General features: G+C 37.7%; 13 protein-coding genes. 2 read left to right on the top strand and 11 right to left on the bottom strand.

The window, feature by feature from the left end:
* Positions 1-359: 359 nt before the first annotated feature.
* The 4 genes from rpoD to rpsU form a co-directional block, all read right to left on the bottom strand.
* Positions 360-2,189 carry an RNA polymerase sigma factor RpoD gene (rpoD, locus tag XM47_RS18565; RefSeq protein ID WP_048695966.1) on the bottom strand — a complete coding sequence of 610 codons (1,830 nt, stop codon included), beginning with the start codon at positions 2,187-2,189 and terminating at the stop codon, positions 360-362.
* A 206-nt stretch (positions 2,190-2,395) separates the two neighbouring features.
* Positions 2,396-4,168, bottom strand: coding sequence for a DNA primase (gene dnaG / locus XM47_RS18560; RefSeq protein ID WP_048695964.1), 1,773 nt, complete (start codon positions 4,166-4,168; stop codon positions 2,396-2,398).
* Positions 4,169-4,242: 74 nt separating this feature from the next.
* Entirely contained in the window at positions 4,243-4,689 is a 447-nt protein-coding gene (locus XM47_RS18555) for a GatB/YqeY domain-containing protein (RefSeq protein ID WP_048695961.1), read from the bottom strand.
* Positions 4,690-4,697: 8 nt separating this feature from the next.
* Complete coding sequence (gene rpsU, locus XM47_RS18550; RefSeq protein WP_048695958.1) at positions 4,698-4,913, bottom strand: 30S ribosomal protein S21; 216 nt, start codon at positions 4,911-4,913, stop codon at positions 4,698-4,700.
* 182 nt (positions 4,914-5,095) lie between these two features.
* On the opposite strand from rpsU, the gene tsaD reads away from it, so the two are divergent.
* Complete coding sequence (gene tsaD, locus XM47_RS18545) at positions 5,096-6,106, top strand: tRNA (adenosine(37)-N6)-threonylcarbamoyltransferase complex transferase subunit TsaD (protein WP_048695956.1); 1,011 nt, start codon at positions 5,096-5,098, stop codon at positions 6,104-6,106.
* A gap of 242 nt (positions 6,107-6,348) precedes the next feature.
* Here tsaD and XM47_RS18540 read toward each other — a convergent pair whose 3' ends face one another.
* From XM47_RS18540 to rimK, 6 genes are read right to left on the bottom strand one after another with little or no spacing between them, the layout of a single operon-like run.
* Entirely contained in the window at positions 6,349-7,206 is an 858-nt protein-coding gene (locus tag XM47_RS18540; RefSeq protein WP_048695953.1) for a mechanosensitive ion channel family protein, read from the bottom strand.
* A 12-nt stretch (positions 7,207-7,218) separates the two neighbouring features.
* Positions 7,219-8,181, bottom strand: a complete 963-nt coding sequence (locus XM47_RS18535) for a magnesium transporter CorA family protein (protein ID WP_053084632.1) — start codon at positions 8,179-8,181, stop codon at positions 7,219-7,221.
* Positions 8,182-8,202: 21 nt separating this feature from the next.
* Positions 8,203-8,640: an ATP-dependent zinc protease family protein gene (locus XM47_RS18530; RefSeq protein ID WP_048695951.1), complete on the bottom strand. Its 438-nt coding sequence runs from the start codon at positions 8,638-8,640 to the stop codon at positions 8,203-8,205.
* Positions 8,630-9,169 (bottom strand): mechanosensitive ion channel domain-containing protein, encoded by a 540-nt coding sequence (locus XM47_RS18525; protein WP_048695949.1) that lies wholly within the window; start codon positions 9,167-9,169, stop codon positions 8,630-8,632. Before XM47_RS18525 ends, XM47_RS18530 begins: the two co-directional genes overlap by 11 nt.
* Positions 9,169-10,194 (bottom strand): succinylglutamate desuccinylase/aspartoacylase family protein, encoded by a 1,026-nt coding sequence (locus XM47_RS18520; RefSeq protein ID WP_048695948.1) that lies wholly within the window; start codon positions 10,192-10,194, stop codon positions 9,169-9,171. Before XM47_RS18520 ends, XM47_RS18525 begins: the two co-directional genes overlap by 1 nt.
* 4 nt (positions 10,195-10,198) lie before the next feature.
* Positions 10,199-11,104, bottom strand: a complete 906-nt coding sequence (gene rimK, locus XM47_RS18515; protein ID WP_048695945.1) for a 30S ribosomal protein S6--L-glutamate ligase — start codon at positions 11,102-11,104, stop codon at positions 10,199-10,201.
* A 270-nt stretch (positions 11,105-11,374) separates the two neighbouring features.
* On the opposite strand from rimK, the gene miaE reads away from it, so the two are divergent.
* Positions 11,375-12,130: a tRNA isopentenyl-2-thiomethyl-A-37 hydroxylase MiaE gene (gene miaE / locus XM47_RS18510; protein WP_048695943.1), complete on the top strand. Its 756-nt coding sequence runs from the start codon at positions 11,375-11,377 to the stop codon at positions 12,128-12,130.
* Here miaE and XM47_RS18505 read toward each other — a convergent pair.
* Positions 12,127-13,848: a sensor domain-containing diguanylate cyclase gene (locus XM47_RS18505; RefSeq protein WP_048695940.1), complete on the bottom strand. Its 1,722-nt coding sequence runs from the start codon at positions 13,846-13,848 to the stop codon at positions 12,127-12,129. The two genes, miaE and XM47_RS18505, sit on opposite strands and share 4 nt — an antisense overlap.
* Positions 13,849-14,001 lie beyond the last annotated feature (153 nt).

Genomic DNA, 14,001 nt, shown 5'->3' with positions numbered 1-14,001 from the left:
AAACAAAGGGAACAACTGACTAACACTGACTTGACATTTATTTACAAATCAGACGAGTCAGGCATAAAGAAATAATAATGATAAAGTGATCGGAAAGTTCACTAACCCGAAAGCGTAAATAATTGATTATGCTGAAACTTATTTCAAAATAAAGAAATAAGCATTAAAGCAGGTGACAAAATTGGCGTATCGCCTATGGCTGTTACTAACAGTAAAATACCTGAAAATGATGAATCAGCCTATGCTAGAGGCAGGTGGAGAGCCATAGTCTTACAATAAAAAAGACTAACCACAAACAAAAAAGCCCCAGTAATAGAGTTACTGAGGCTTTAAAATTACTTAACTAAATAGTATTACAACTATTCGTCTAAGAAACTCTTTAATTGTTCAGAGCGAGATGGATGACGAAGTTTACGTAACGCTTTCGCTTCAATTTGTCGAATACGCTCACGTGTTACATCAAACTGCTTACCAACTTCTTCTAAAGTATGGTCAGTATTCATATCAATACCAAAACGCATTCTAAGTACTTTAGATTCTCTTGCAGTTAAGCCTGCTAATACATCACGAGTTGCATTTTGAAGATTTTCTGACGTTGCAGAATCAACTGGAGAGCTAATTGTCGTATCTTCAATAAAGTCACCTAAGTGCGAATCTTCATCGTCACCGATTGGCGTCTCCATTGAGATTGGCTCTTTAGCTATCTTCATTACCTTACGGATCTTATCTTCAGGCATTTGCATTTGCTCTGCCAATTCTTCAGGCGTAGGTTCACGTCCCTTTTCTTGTAGCATTTGACGAGAAATACGATTCAATTTATTGATCGTTTCTATCATATGAACAGGAATACGAATTGTTCTTGCTTGGTCAGCAATTGAGCGCGTTATCGCCTGACGGATCCACCAAGTTGCATAAGTTGAAAACTTATAACCTCGACGGTATTCAAACTTGTCTACCGCTTTCATCAAACCGATATTACCTTCTTGAATTAAATCTAAGAACTGTAAACCACGGTTGGTGTATTTTTTAGCGATAGAGATAACAAGACGTAAGTTAGCTTCAACCATTTCTTTTTTCGCTCGGCGAGCTTTTGCTTCACCAATTGACATACGACGGTTGATATCTTTAATGCTCACAACACTTAATTTTGTCTCTTCTTCAACTTGCTTAAGTTTTTGAATTGCACGCAGAATGTCGTCTTTAAATTCACTTAATTTAGCTGAATAAGGCTGATTTGAAGAAATCGCTTCTTCGAACCATGCTGTAGAAGTCTCATCACCGGCAAATGCTTTGGTGAACTCTTTCTTCGGCATTTTTGCATATTCAACTGAGTATTTCATGATGATACGTTCTTGCGTACGTACTTTGTTCATCATGCTACGCATGTTGTTTACTAAGCGGTCAAACTGTTTAGGGATCAAACGGAATAGTTTGAAAACTTCACTTAATTCTTCAATCGCAGCGCGCGCTTTAGGATGGCTTCTACCATGCTCATCAATAACAGTCATCACTTTTGAATAAACTGTTCTTAACTCACCAAATTTCTCGCGAGCTAATTCTGGATCAATGCCTGTATCTTCTTCTTCTTCTTCATCGTCATCTTCATCATCAAGTTCTTCTTGAGATAATTCTGAACCTATATGAGAACCACTGCTAGGTGCAAGTACATCAGGTTCATTTGGATCGATAAATCCAGAAACGATATCCGTTAAGCGGATTTCTTCAGCTTCAACTTTGTCGTACTGATCTAGTAAATACGTGATCGCTTCAGGGAATTCTGCAACAGAGCATTGAACTTGGTTAACACCGTCTTCAATACGCTTAGCAATTTCAATCTCACCTTCACGAGTTAATAATTCAACTGTGCCCATTTCACGCATATACATACGTACTGGGTCAGTTGTTCTACCTATTTCACTTTCAACTGTTGCAAGTGCTTGAGCTGCAGCTTCTGCTGCATCTTCATCGGCAGCGTTAGTTTCGCCTGACATTAATAATTCATCGGCATCAGGTGCACTTTCGAACACTTGAATACCCATATCATTAATCATGCTAATGATATCTTCAATTTGATCTGAATCTACAATTTCTTGTGGAAGATGATCATTAACCTCGGCGTAAGTTAAATAGCCTTGCTCTTTACCTTTAGTAACGAGTAATTTGAGTTGTGACTGACGGTTTTGCTCCATACAGACTTCCGCTTACCTATCTATTACGATTAAAATTACGATACAGTGAACTCGCCATTATAGCAGAATTTCTGTAATTATATATAAGTTGGTTAAATATTAGTTATAACTAACTTACTGAGGCCAAATTTTAGCTTTTCAAGTTATTTATGCTGACCTATGGATAATAACTTGAGCTTAGTCACTAATAGCGCTAATACCAAACGTTACTTAAGGTTTTGCCTTAATAGCGCCAAATACTCTTGCTTTTCAGCCGCTGTGATTAAATTCATTTTTGCCTTTGTTTGTAACATTTCTTTTCTCTTAGTAACAAACAAGGTCAATATTTTTTCCATTGTATCTAAAAATACAACTTCAAAGTTATCTTCTTGCACATGGTGTTCCCACAACATAAGTTGTGACAATATCTGAGCAGTTTCAGTTCCACGCCAATTTTCAAGCATTTGCGCCGCGTTCGAGTTCGGATTAGAAATACAAAATTGAATAACCTCAACTAATAAACTCATGCCTGGCTCAGCCATTTCAGCAAGTGATTTTAGTTGAGCAGGACTCATATGCGCTAAATTTGTAGCTAAACTTGGCCGCTCGAGCAAGATAGCTATTGCAATTCGCACTGGCGTTATCTTTTTAGACGTTTGCGATTTTAACAATGCGCTTTTATTTTTTGCCTGCGTAACCCTGTCGACACTTTTTACGTCAATTTTTCGTTTTAATTTAACCGACAAAGTATCCGCGATCGCATTTTTATATTCACTATCAGGCATTTGTTCTAACAAGGGTTGAGCTAGCTGACTTAATTTAGATCGTGCAAATTCGCCTTCAGTTTGCCCGATTTCATCATATAGGTGCTCATAGAAAAAGCTAACCATATCTTTAGCTTGGGCAATTTGAGCTTCAAAAGCCTCTTTCCCATATTGCTTGACGTAAGTATCAGGATCTTCACCATCCGGCAAAAACACAAATCGAATTTGAATGCCATCTACTAAACTAGGTAAAGCATTTTCGAGCGTACGCCAAGCCGCTTTTCTGCCGGCTTTATCGCCATCGTAACAACATACGATCTCACTAGTGCTACGCAGCATTAACTTAATTTGTTCTGTAGTAGTAGATGTACCTAAAGAAGCAACTGCATAAGTCACCCCAGCTTGAAATAAAGCGACAACGTCCATATAGCCTTCAACAACGAGCAAACGTTCTAAGCCGCGGTTCGCTTGCCTAGCTTGATACAAGCCATACAACTCTCGGCCTTTAGAGTAAATTCTTGTTTCTGGTGAGTTCAGATATTTTGGTGTACCGTCACCAATAATACGCCCACCAAATGCAATGCACTTACCTCGACGATCCAGAATGGGGAACATCACCCGATCACGAAATCTATCATATAAAGACTTTGTGGTTTCTTTCTCGATCACCATGCCTAAATCTCTAAGCTGATGTGCCGATTGCTTGCTCTGGCCTAAGGACTTCATCAAACCATCCCATTCGGATGGTGCATAGCCTATTTGAAATTGTTTTACGGTTTCGCCGGTGAGGCCTCTAGATTTCAAATAATCTATAACTTGTTCAGAATTAGCATGCTGTTTCAGCTGTTGCTGATAAAACACAGCAGCCTGTGCCATAACGTCATAATCTTGCTTAGCTTGAACTTGTTTCTCTGGTGAAAATTCAGGTCCTCCGTCTTCACGAGGTACCTCAAGACCTTGAGCTGCAGCCAATTCCTCGATTGCATCAACAAATTCTAAGTTGTCATATTCCATTAAAAAAGAAATAGCATTTCCTTTCGCGCCACACCCAAAGCAATAATAAAATTGTTTATCAGGGGCAACGGTAAAAGAAGGAGATTTTTCGTTATGGAAAGGACAACAGGCTGAGTAGTTTTTACCCGTTTTTTTTAATTTCACTCTAGCATCGATTAAATCGACAATATCGCTGCGCGCGATCAAATCATCAATAAAATATCTAGGTATTTTGCCAGCCATGAGTTACTCAATAATAAAATGGTAGAAACAACAAAACCGCACAGAGTGCGGTTTTGTTACAGAAAAGCAAAATATTACGCAGTTAGTTTAGCTTTAACAACTTGGCTAACTAAACCCATGTCCGCTCGTCCTTGGACTTGCGGTTTTACTACGGCCATCACTTTACCCATATCTTGCATACCTTGAGCACCAGTATCAGCAACCGCTTTAGCAATTAAAGCTTCTACTTCTTCTTGTGCCATAGCAGCAGGCAAAAAGGTTTCGATTACCGCTATTTCTGCAATTTCTATATCCGCTAAATCTTGACGCCCACCTTCAATGTACTGAGTAACTGAATCTTTGCGTTGCTTAACCATTTTAGTAAGCACCGCAAGAACTTCATCATCACCTAAGGTTTTCTGACCATCCACTTCTAACTGCTTTACAGCAGATAGAGCTAAACGGATGGTCCCCAAGCGTACTTTATCTTTAGCACGCATGGCGTCTTTCATTGATTCTTTCAGTTGTTCAATGAGCGTCATAAAAATTCTTAGTAAAGACGAACTCTACGTGCGTTTTCACGCGAAACTTTTTTAGCATGACGCTTAACAGCTGCTGCTTTTTTACGCTTACGCTCAGCAGTTGGTTTTTCATAGAATTCACGGCTACGTACGTCCGCTAAGATTCCTGCTTTTTCACAAGAACGTTTAAAACGACGTAAAGCTACGTCAAATGGTTCGTTTTCTCTTACCTTAACAATTGGCATTCAGTATCACCTCAGGATAATAATTTTCCCGCTCTGTATAAAATATGAACGGACTCACTAAAAAATGGTGCGCAATTCTAATCTAATTAACTAACTAATGTAAAGTTCCTGACGTTAAAAACTGGTGAAATTAATCTAACCTAGTTAAAATGCGCGCCAATTCATTCATTAATGGGGTTCTGATGAGAATTTTAGGCTTAGAAACATCGTGTGACGAGACAGGTGTTGCTATTTATGATGACGAAAAAGGGTTAATGGCACATCAGCTTTACAGCCAAGTAAAACTGCATGCGGATTATGGTGGGGTTGTGCCCGAATTAGCATCACGAGATCACATCAGAAAAACGATCCCATTAATTGAAGCATGTCTTAAACAGGCCAAGTGTACAAAAGATGACATCGACGGAATCGCTTTTACTTCAGGTCCGGGGCTAATTGGCGCACTATTAGTAGGGTCAACAACCGCTAGAGGCTTAGCTTATGCTTGGCAAAAGCCTGTGATTGGCGTTCATCATATGGAAGGTCATCTACTTGCCCCTATGCTAGAAGAAAAGGTGCCCGAGTTTCCGTTTATTGCCCTACTGGTTTCTGGCGGTCATTCGTTATTGGTCGAAGTGAAAGGCATTGGTCAATATCAAATATTAGGCGAAAGCATAGATGATGCAATAGGTGAAGCATTTGATAAGACCGCCAAAATCATGGGGCTCGATTACCCTGGTGGACCTAGACTGGCTAAATTAGCCGAACAAGGAACCGCGGGCCGATACAAATTTCCTCGTCCTATGACAGATAGACCTGGCTTTGATTTTTCATTTTCTGGATTAAAAACTTTTGCTGCCAATACCTTAAGAGATAGTGACCAATCTGAGCAGACCAAAGCAGATATCGCCTATGCTTTTCAAGAAGCCGCCGTTGCAACTTTGATTATCAAAGCTAAACGCGCACTCAAGCACACAGGGCTTAAACGCTTAGTTATTGCCGGTGGTGTCAGCGCCAATCAGCATCTAAGAGAAGAAGTGGGTAAATTGATGGAATCACTTAGAGGTGAGATATTCTACCCTAGACTAGAATTTTGTACCGATAACGGTGCCATGATAGCGTACGCAGGCTTACAACGACTCAAGGCTGGTCAGATCAATACCAATCTTGATGTGAAGCCTAGATGGCCTATTACAGAATTAGACGCCGTATAAGCGATTATACGAACTTTGGGGTAACATTGTCTGATTCAGCTTACGCATGATTCAAACCAAAATAAGTCTAGAGCAAGTTGCTCTAGACTTATTAAAAAACCAAAAAATAAACACGGCCTAGAAAGGTATTTTTTCTTAGAACAAGGCGAATTCGCTAGTAATAGCTGGCTATTACTAGCGAATTCAACGCAGTTATCAGGAAAAAGGCCCTCAAGAAAGCAAGTTGTTATCCCGAATTGAGGTTAGTTACCTTTGGTTAAATCTGTTCTGATATGTAAATCGCGTTGTGGGAATGGAATTTCGATTTTATGACGACGCAGCGCATCATCTATTGCCCAAAGATAATCAGAGGTTAATGCAGTCGGCCGTTTTACTTGCTCATGCCCGACCCAAACGCCTAGGGTAAAGTTTAAACTACTATCGCCAAATCCAGTCATCCAGACAATCGGCTCCCTTCCCTTTTCATTCAAGGTATATGGCACTGAGTTTGCTGCTTCAAGTACAGCTTGCTTAACTAAGTTTTTATCGCTGCCATAAGCCACACCGAATGGGATACGAAAACGTCGAGTATTTTCTTCTAAGGTCCAATTTGTCACTAAACCATTCGTTAGTTCAGCATTTGGAATGAGAATATCAACATTATCATTGGTTCTGATTAAGGTCGCACGCATATTAACCTCGATCACTTCACCCGTTAATCCAGAAGCAAGTTCTATAAAATCTCCGACTTTAAGGCTTTTCTCCAATAAAATAGCTAAGCCAGATACAAAGTTATTAACAATGCCCTGTAAACCCAGACCTATGCCTATTCCTAATGCACTCGCAATTAAGGCTAACTTACTAAAATTAATCCCCAATGCAGATAAAGCAATGACAAAGCCAACCACAATAATGATGTAATGGAGAATTCGATTAATAATGTAGATTTGCACTGTGCTAATAACAGCTTCCGACTTGGCCACTCTAACTAGAATTTTTCGTAATACCGCAGAAAAAATAAAAGTAAAAATGACAATGCATACAGCTAAAATCAGCTGACTTAACTCTAAGCTAAACTCGCCTATGTTTAATATTTTGTAATGCCACCATTCAGTATTCATAACTACCTAGATTTAAAACCATTTTTTAAATTTAAAGAAAGCCACTAACCCAACCGCAGTCGTTAACATACTGGCCAATAAATAAAAATAAGCATTTTGAAATTTCAATTCCGGCATATACTCAAAATTCATTCCATAAAGGCCAGCCATAAAGCTTAATGGAACAAATATAGCCGTGATTACAGTTAAGACTCGCATTGTATTATTCAATTGGTGCGAGGTAATCGAAATGTAACCTTCTATCAAGTCACTGGCGATATCGTAATGCATTTGAACCAAACTATGCAGCCGCTCAAACCTTTCGTGTAAATCATTAATGGAGTGAATCGACTCAGAAATATCAAAAGGAACATCTGTCGATTTAAGTAATTGTTCAGTAATATTTTGATGATAATTAAATGAACGCTTTATCTTAATTAATTTAGATTTATCAGCCGTTAATTCAGCAAGCAAGACATCATTCCCGTCTGATAACAATTGATCTTCTTTGTCACTTAACACAGCCTCAAAATTTAATACTTGTTCTAAATAAGTATTCGCAGATTGATGCATAATAGCTGAAGCCAAAGATATTGGCTTAGCAATGAGCTCAGCTAAGTTAGATAACTTAGTCACTAAGTTAATCCCGATAGACTGAGCTTTATGGACTGTGATTAAGTAATTTTTGCCAATAAAAAATGCTATCTGCTGATGTTCAAAGTTTAAATAGTTCTCAACCGAAATAATACCTCGGTATAAAATAAATACTTGTTCATCAAACACCTCTATTTTTGGTGGGTGTCTTTTACGTAAAGTATCTTGAATCGCCAAAGGATGGCAATTCAAATCCAATAACTGAGTTTCGATTAACTTAGCGTCCCGGGTCGAAATATCAATCCAGATAAAATCGCTGTCTGATTCTCGCCATTGCTGAATTAATGACTCATCCGAGGATTGAATCGTATTGTCTTGAGACACTAAATAAGTGGTTATCATCAGTAAATTGTTACCTATATTTTAATCTTCATTGCCACATAAAAAACTAGCAGAAGGATCGACCAATAACTGGCCTTGCATAGCTTCTCGACCTAATAACATCAAATAGGTCATATCTGAACGATCAGTCAGAGTAATCTGAATGCTCCAAGATCGCCCACCTAATTTAATCGGTGTCGATACGACATATCTTTGCTGACGAGTGCCATTTGAGCTTTTAACCCAACGAATATCAATTAGCTTAGCAGTGGTCGAGACTACGTCCTCTACATGATAAATATCCGGGTGAATATCAAAAGTAACCCATGGCTTACCATTTTTTTTAATTGTCTTGATATTATCAACATGCAAAGATGACGTTTGAGCACCAGTATCAATTCTCACTTTTAAATCGAAAATACCTAATTCAGGTAAACTGCACTGCTCTAATACGCCCACTAACATTTTGTCATTGTTCATTTTCAATTTTCACCTGATTTTCATCTAACTCAGTTTTCACCGCATTTCTAGAAGCAGTGATAATCACAGCTTTTTGAAATACCATACTATTTGGGTACGTAATAATTTGAGAGCTGTCATCTGACAAAATCACATGAAAAAGGCTTATCTCTTTAATTTTACCCTGAATTGAATTTTCACCATCGACCACCTTTACATCGTCTCCCACTCGATAAGGGAAGAAGAAGTAAACAATGATACTTGCTGTTACATTACTCAAAATTGACCATTGAGCAAAAAAAGCAACGCCTAACACAGCCAAAGCTGAAGACAAAAATATAAAAATATGGCTGTAATCAATCCCAAGCATGAAGGTAAATGCGATTAAACCGCCTAACCCGAGAACTAGCCTGCACACTCGCTTAACTGAGGAAACCCTAGCTTCAGAGATGCTCTTTTCTAGGCCTGTCTTTGCAATTAATGTTTCTGAAGCATTAATTGCAAACCAAGTTAATCCAAATATAACAATAGATAATAAAAGCTCTTGCATTATATGGGCAACCCTAAGTTTTGAGAGCCTAAAAACTCATCTTGCATTAACTCAACTTCGCCCGTGACATCACTAATATCATCAAAACTCGCAATATGGAACATAGCTTCACCTTCGTGGACAAGTGGAATATTGGTTTTTCCGATAATAACCCCAGAGCATGTTGCAAAAACGGCCTGCGGGTTATGACCTAGCGGATCCGCAATTTCAGCTAAAACGTCCCCTTTTCTAACACGGTCACCTAATACTTTTTTATCTCTCACAATACCGCTCGAACCAGCCCTAACCCAACGGCTGGTATGGGCAATATAAGGTTCTAATTTTTTTGCCTTGCCATAACGACGAATCATACCAAGATGTGATAGAACATTCATAACGCCTGCAACACCAGCTTGAATCGAAAGTTCATTAAACCTCAGCGCTTCTCCCGCTTCATAAAGTAAAACTTTAACGCCTAAATCACCTGCGGCTTCCCTCAAAGAACCGTCTCGTAAATTAGAGTTTAATACAACAGGTACACCAAAAGCTTCAGCTAAATTCTGAATTTCAGGATCATCTAAGTTAGCTCTAATTTGCGGTAAGTTAGAACGATGAATTGCGCCTGTATGCAAATCTATTCCGTATTTACATTTAGCCACTATTTCATTCAAAAACAAATGGGCAAGCCGATTAGCTAGAGGGCCTTTAGCCGAACCCGGAAAACAGCGGTTTAAATCTCGTCTATCTGGTAAATAACGGCTTTGATTTAGCACACCATAAACATTAACCATAGGCACAGTAATTAAAGTACCTTTTATCGATTTTAATGTTTTTTTCTCAAGTAAACGGCGAATGATTTCAATGCCGTTTAACTCATCACCATGGACTGCTGCACTGATAAAAACCGTCGGTCCAGGCTTTTTACCTCTATGTACATGAACAGGGATGGATAATGCCACATCTGTGTACAATTTAGCCGCAGGTAAATCAATTGTTTTAGTTTCACCCGGCTTAACCTCAACACCACCAATAGAAAATGTTTCCATTTAATTAACCTTTGCCTCGAGTACGCGTTGAATTATTTTTCGCATTTTTTTCAATAAACTCAATAATAATACCTGCAACATCTTTACCTGTTGAATTCTCAATCCCTTCTAAACCAGGAGAAGAATTAACTTCCATCACTACAGGGCCACGTGCCGACCTTAAAATATCGACACCACAAACATTTAACCCCATAGCTTTAGCAGCACTAACCGCTGTTGCACGCTCATCTTTAGATAATTTGACTAACTCAGCTGTACCACCTCGGTGCAGGTTTGAGCGAAACTCACCAGCCGGCGCTTGGCGTTTCATAGCTGCAACTACTTTATCTCCAACAACAAAACAACGAATGTCAGCTCCGCCAGCTTCCTTAATGTATTCTTGAACTAAAATATTACTTTTAACCCCCATAAAAGCTTCGATAATGCTTGATGCTGCTTTTTCCGTATCTGCCAAAACAACGCCAATACCTTGTGTGCCTTCTAATAACTTAATGACTAATGGCGCACCACCAACATTAGCAATCAAATCACTAATATTATCTGGGTGTTTAGCGAATCCAGTTTTAGGTAAGCCGATACCTTTTCTAGACAATAATTGCATTGAACGTAACTTATCTCTAGAACGGCTAATAGCAACAGACTCATTGACACTGAAAGTATTCATCATCTCAAATTGTCTAACAACAGCTGTACCATAAAAGGTAATTGAAGCACCTATTCGTGGAATAACAGCATCATAATGTGGTAGTTGTTCACCATAGTACCTAACCGTTGGAGAGTTACTGGTTATGTCCATATAACAATGGGTTGTATCTATTACATCTATTTCATGGCCTCTTTCTAAACCAGCTTCTTTTAAACGACGAGTGGAATATAAATTTTCATTACGAGACAAAATAGCAATTTTCATGGGTTTTCCAAATAAGAATATAGGGCTAAATTAAACATAGCAGAATAAGGGTAAATAACAGGCTAATTTAGATATAACGTAGCGAAATTAAGCCGTGTTGAAATTGGCGCTAAAATGCCACAAAAATAAATTTACACAACAAAAATATTTAATAATTTTTTTACCACTATAAACATAAAAAAACTAATGAATAAGTATCAATAAATTAATCGATATCAAGCCGAATAAAGGGTGTTATAATTTAGAAAAATTACACGCTGAGTAACTGCTTTGGACCAACTTCTCCAACCTATAAATCAATTTTTACACTGCCAAACCCCAGATGCATGGATATCAGAAGCAGTTAAAGAAGAAAATTTAACGATTCTATTAATTGATCATCTAATCTGCGAATTAAAAGCTGCCCAAAGCGCGATGTTTTTAATTCGTAAATATGCAGTCGATAAAGACAGTGGGGATGCATTACTGGAATGGTTAAAACCTTTCGAAACGTTGATTTATAAAAGAGAAGGCAACTGGCGTGACCTAGCGGCAAAAAATAAATTGTCTAAAGCCGTTATTCCAAAATCTAATTCGCCTTATGGCCAAGAGCTAATAGACAAAATGGTGGTTTTGATAAAAGAAGAATTACACCACTTTTATCAAGTATTAGAAATAATGGATGAATACGAGATTGAATATAAAAGTATCACACCCTGTCGATATGCTAAAGGTATGCTACGGAATGTTAAAACCTATGAGCCAGATGCACTGGTCGATAAGCTAATAGTAGGTGCTTACATAGAAGCGAGATCATGTGAACGTTTTGCCAAATTAGCACCTCACTTAGATAAGCGGTTAAGTGATTTTTATGTCTCACTGCTCAGATCTGAAGCAAGACACTATCAGGATTATTTAGCGCTAGCTTCAGAGATATCAACAACAGATATTACTGCTAGAGTAGACTTTTTTGGTAAAGTTGAAGCTGAGTTAATTACCTCTGACGATAATGATTTTAAGTTTCATAGCGGTAAACCTAACTTTTAGCTTTGCTGCAAGCCTTTTTGATATTGAATACATTGATTACGGCCTGCAGATTTAGCCTGATATAAAGCTAAATCTGCGTTTGCTACCGCATCATCTAAATCTTTATTTGCGACTAACTCAAGTTTGCTGATACCAACACTGATCGAGTTATAGACTTTTTCACCATTAAAATCTTTAGCTGAATTACTAAACTTAATACGAATTCTATCTGCAATAGCCAAAGCAGAATCAGCACCATCGACTTTAATCAAAAGTAAGAATTCTTCACCGCCCCAACGTATTGCTAAATCGTCCGAACGGCACGCCTTGCTCATTAATTTGGATAATTGAACAAGTACCTCATCACCAAATCCATGGCCATATTTATCGTTGACCTGCTTAAAATGATCAATGTCTATCAATAAAATCCAATAGTCTTCACATCTTATATCAGTATTTTTTAAAGATAAAATATGTTCCTCAAGCAAGCGCCGATTACCTAATTTAGTTAATGGATCTTGAACAGATAACAACTCTAACTTTTTAGCTCGAAACTTCATCTTACTTAAAGTTGCAATGATAAGAAGAAGACACTCAAATAAAATAGAGAATTGAATAAGCAGTACTGCATTGAAATCGATAGCCAAATAAGAAGTTAACAAAAACAACATAATACTCAGGCAATATGGCAGCCAGGCAACCGCATATAAAACTAAATAGGTTGCTTTATTTTGCTTATAACAATACCAAGCCAACAAAGGTTGAACCAATAAACTTAACAAGCTGAAATAAGCTAGGTACAAAACTAAATCATAAGCAATACCAAATACTCTGAACACAACTGCTGCCGCATATGTGCAAACTAATAATAATAAAACACGATCATGTTTTTTAGACACTTGGCTTAAGTTTAGAATTTCACGTGCGAATAAAATAGCAAAACTAGACAGGAGCAAATAAAAAGCATGTAAACTTTGGTTATGTAACTCAGGGTTATTAGGCCAGATAAACTGAAAACCAAAGCCATTCACTGCGAGCCAGGTCATAATGTTTGCAGCTAAATAACCAATAAAGTAGAAATAGTATTGGTAGTTATAAGCTGGTGCATATAGCCAAATACTGACGATCAATAAAGCAAGTGCCAAGAACAAACCGTAATAAACACCATATAGCATATACTCAATAGCTAAAATATCACGCAAGTTACTTTGGCCTGATACAAATACATTGAGCTTTTTTAATTCAAGGTTAGTCGATGTTAACCTGACATAAACTTCAGCAGATTGCCTACTTCTCGTTTTAAAAGCAGAATTAATGAAGCGGTAATTGATATCTCGTGCTGAAAATACTTCTAGATCCGTTTTTTTCTTATATTCCCAAGCTGTCGTGTCACTATTTTTTACCCATACCTCTAAAGCATCTATATGTGTACTTGATGGATATATGACCCAAGTTACACCATTCCCTCTAGGGTTATAAACACTGAACTTAAACCAATAACTAGATTGATCTATGCCCTGAGCAACATCATCAACATCAAACCGTTGAAAGTTTAGTTTTAAACTAGGATCTGATATCTGTTCAAATGTAAGTGTATTTTCATGGTCAACCAAATATTCAGCGTAACCAGTAATTGCTTCACTACTTTTGTACCATTTAAGTTCCAATTGCTCAGCAAAGAGTTGGTTAGAACATACAGCCATAATCAGTATTAGTAGTAAATGAATATAAGAAAACATTAAGGCTCGAATATAAGAAATGATAAATGTAATTTTAGTCAGGAACTCAAGTCTTGTCAGTTTAATTTGTCAAATGAGTCAGTAATGATGCTGTTATCAGATTTTAAATTTACGTGCTAAGTTTATTTTCTTCTGAAACGAAAAAAGCCCTTA

Origin of the sequence: Catenovulum maritimum (genome assembly GCF_001050375.1) — a bacterium.
GTDB lineage: Bacteria > Pseudomonadota > Gammaproteobacteria > Enterobacterales > Alteromonadaceae > Catenovulum > Catenovulum maritimum.
The sequence above is the reverse complement of the archived record's forward strand: the minus strand, read 5'-3'. Positions and strand labels throughout refer to the sequence as shown.

Excerpts from the sequence above, each read along its gene's own strand:
- rpoD (WP_048695966.1), bottom strand. The coding sequence starts at position 2,189 with ATGGAGCAAAACCGTCAGTCACAACTCAAATTACTCGTTACTAAAGGT.
- dnaG (WP_048695964.1), bottom strand. The coding sequence starts at position 4,168 with ATGGCTGGCAAAATACCTAGATATTTTATTGATGATTTGATCGCGCGC.
- XM47_RS18555 (WP_048695961.1), bottom strand. The coding sequence starts at position 4,689 with ATGACGCTCATTGAACAACTGAAAGAATCAATGAAAGACGCCATGCGT.
- rpsU (WP_048695958.1), bottom strand. The coding sequence starts at position 4,913 with ATGCCAATTGTTAAGGTAAGAGAAAACGAACCATTTGACGTAGCTTTA.
- tsaD (WP_048695956.1), top strand. The coding sequence starts at position 5,096 with ATGAGAATTTTAGGCTTAGAAACATCGTGTGACGAGACAGGTGTTGCT.
- XM47_RS18540 (WP_048695953.1), bottom strand. The coding sequence starts at position 7,206 with ATGAATACTGAATGGTGGCATTACAAAATATTAAACATAGGCGAGTTT.
- XM47_RS18535 (WP_053084632.1), bottom strand. The coding sequence starts at position 8,181 with ATGATAACCACTTATTTAGTGTCTCAAGACAATACGATTCAATCCTCG.
- XM47_RS18530 (WP_048695951.1), bottom strand. The coding sequence starts at position 8,640 with ATGAACAATGACAAAATGTTAGTGGGCGTATTAGAGCAGTGCAGTTTA.
- XM47_RS18525 (WP_048695949.1), bottom strand. The coding sequence starts at position 9,169 with ATGCAAGAGCTTTTATTATCTATTGTTATATTTGGATTAACTTGGTTT.
- XM47_RS18520 (WP_048695948.1), bottom strand. The coding sequence starts at position 10,194 with ATGGAAACATTTTCTATTGGTGGTGTTGAGGTTAAGCCGGGTGAAACT.
- rimK (WP_048695945.1), bottom strand. The coding sequence starts at position 11,104 with ATGAAAATTGCTATTTTGTCTCGTAATGAAAATTTATATTCCACTCGT.
- XM47_RS18505 (WP_048695940.1), bottom strand. The coding sequence starts at position 13,848 with ATGTTTTCTTATATTCATTTACTACTAATACTGATTATGGCTGTATGT.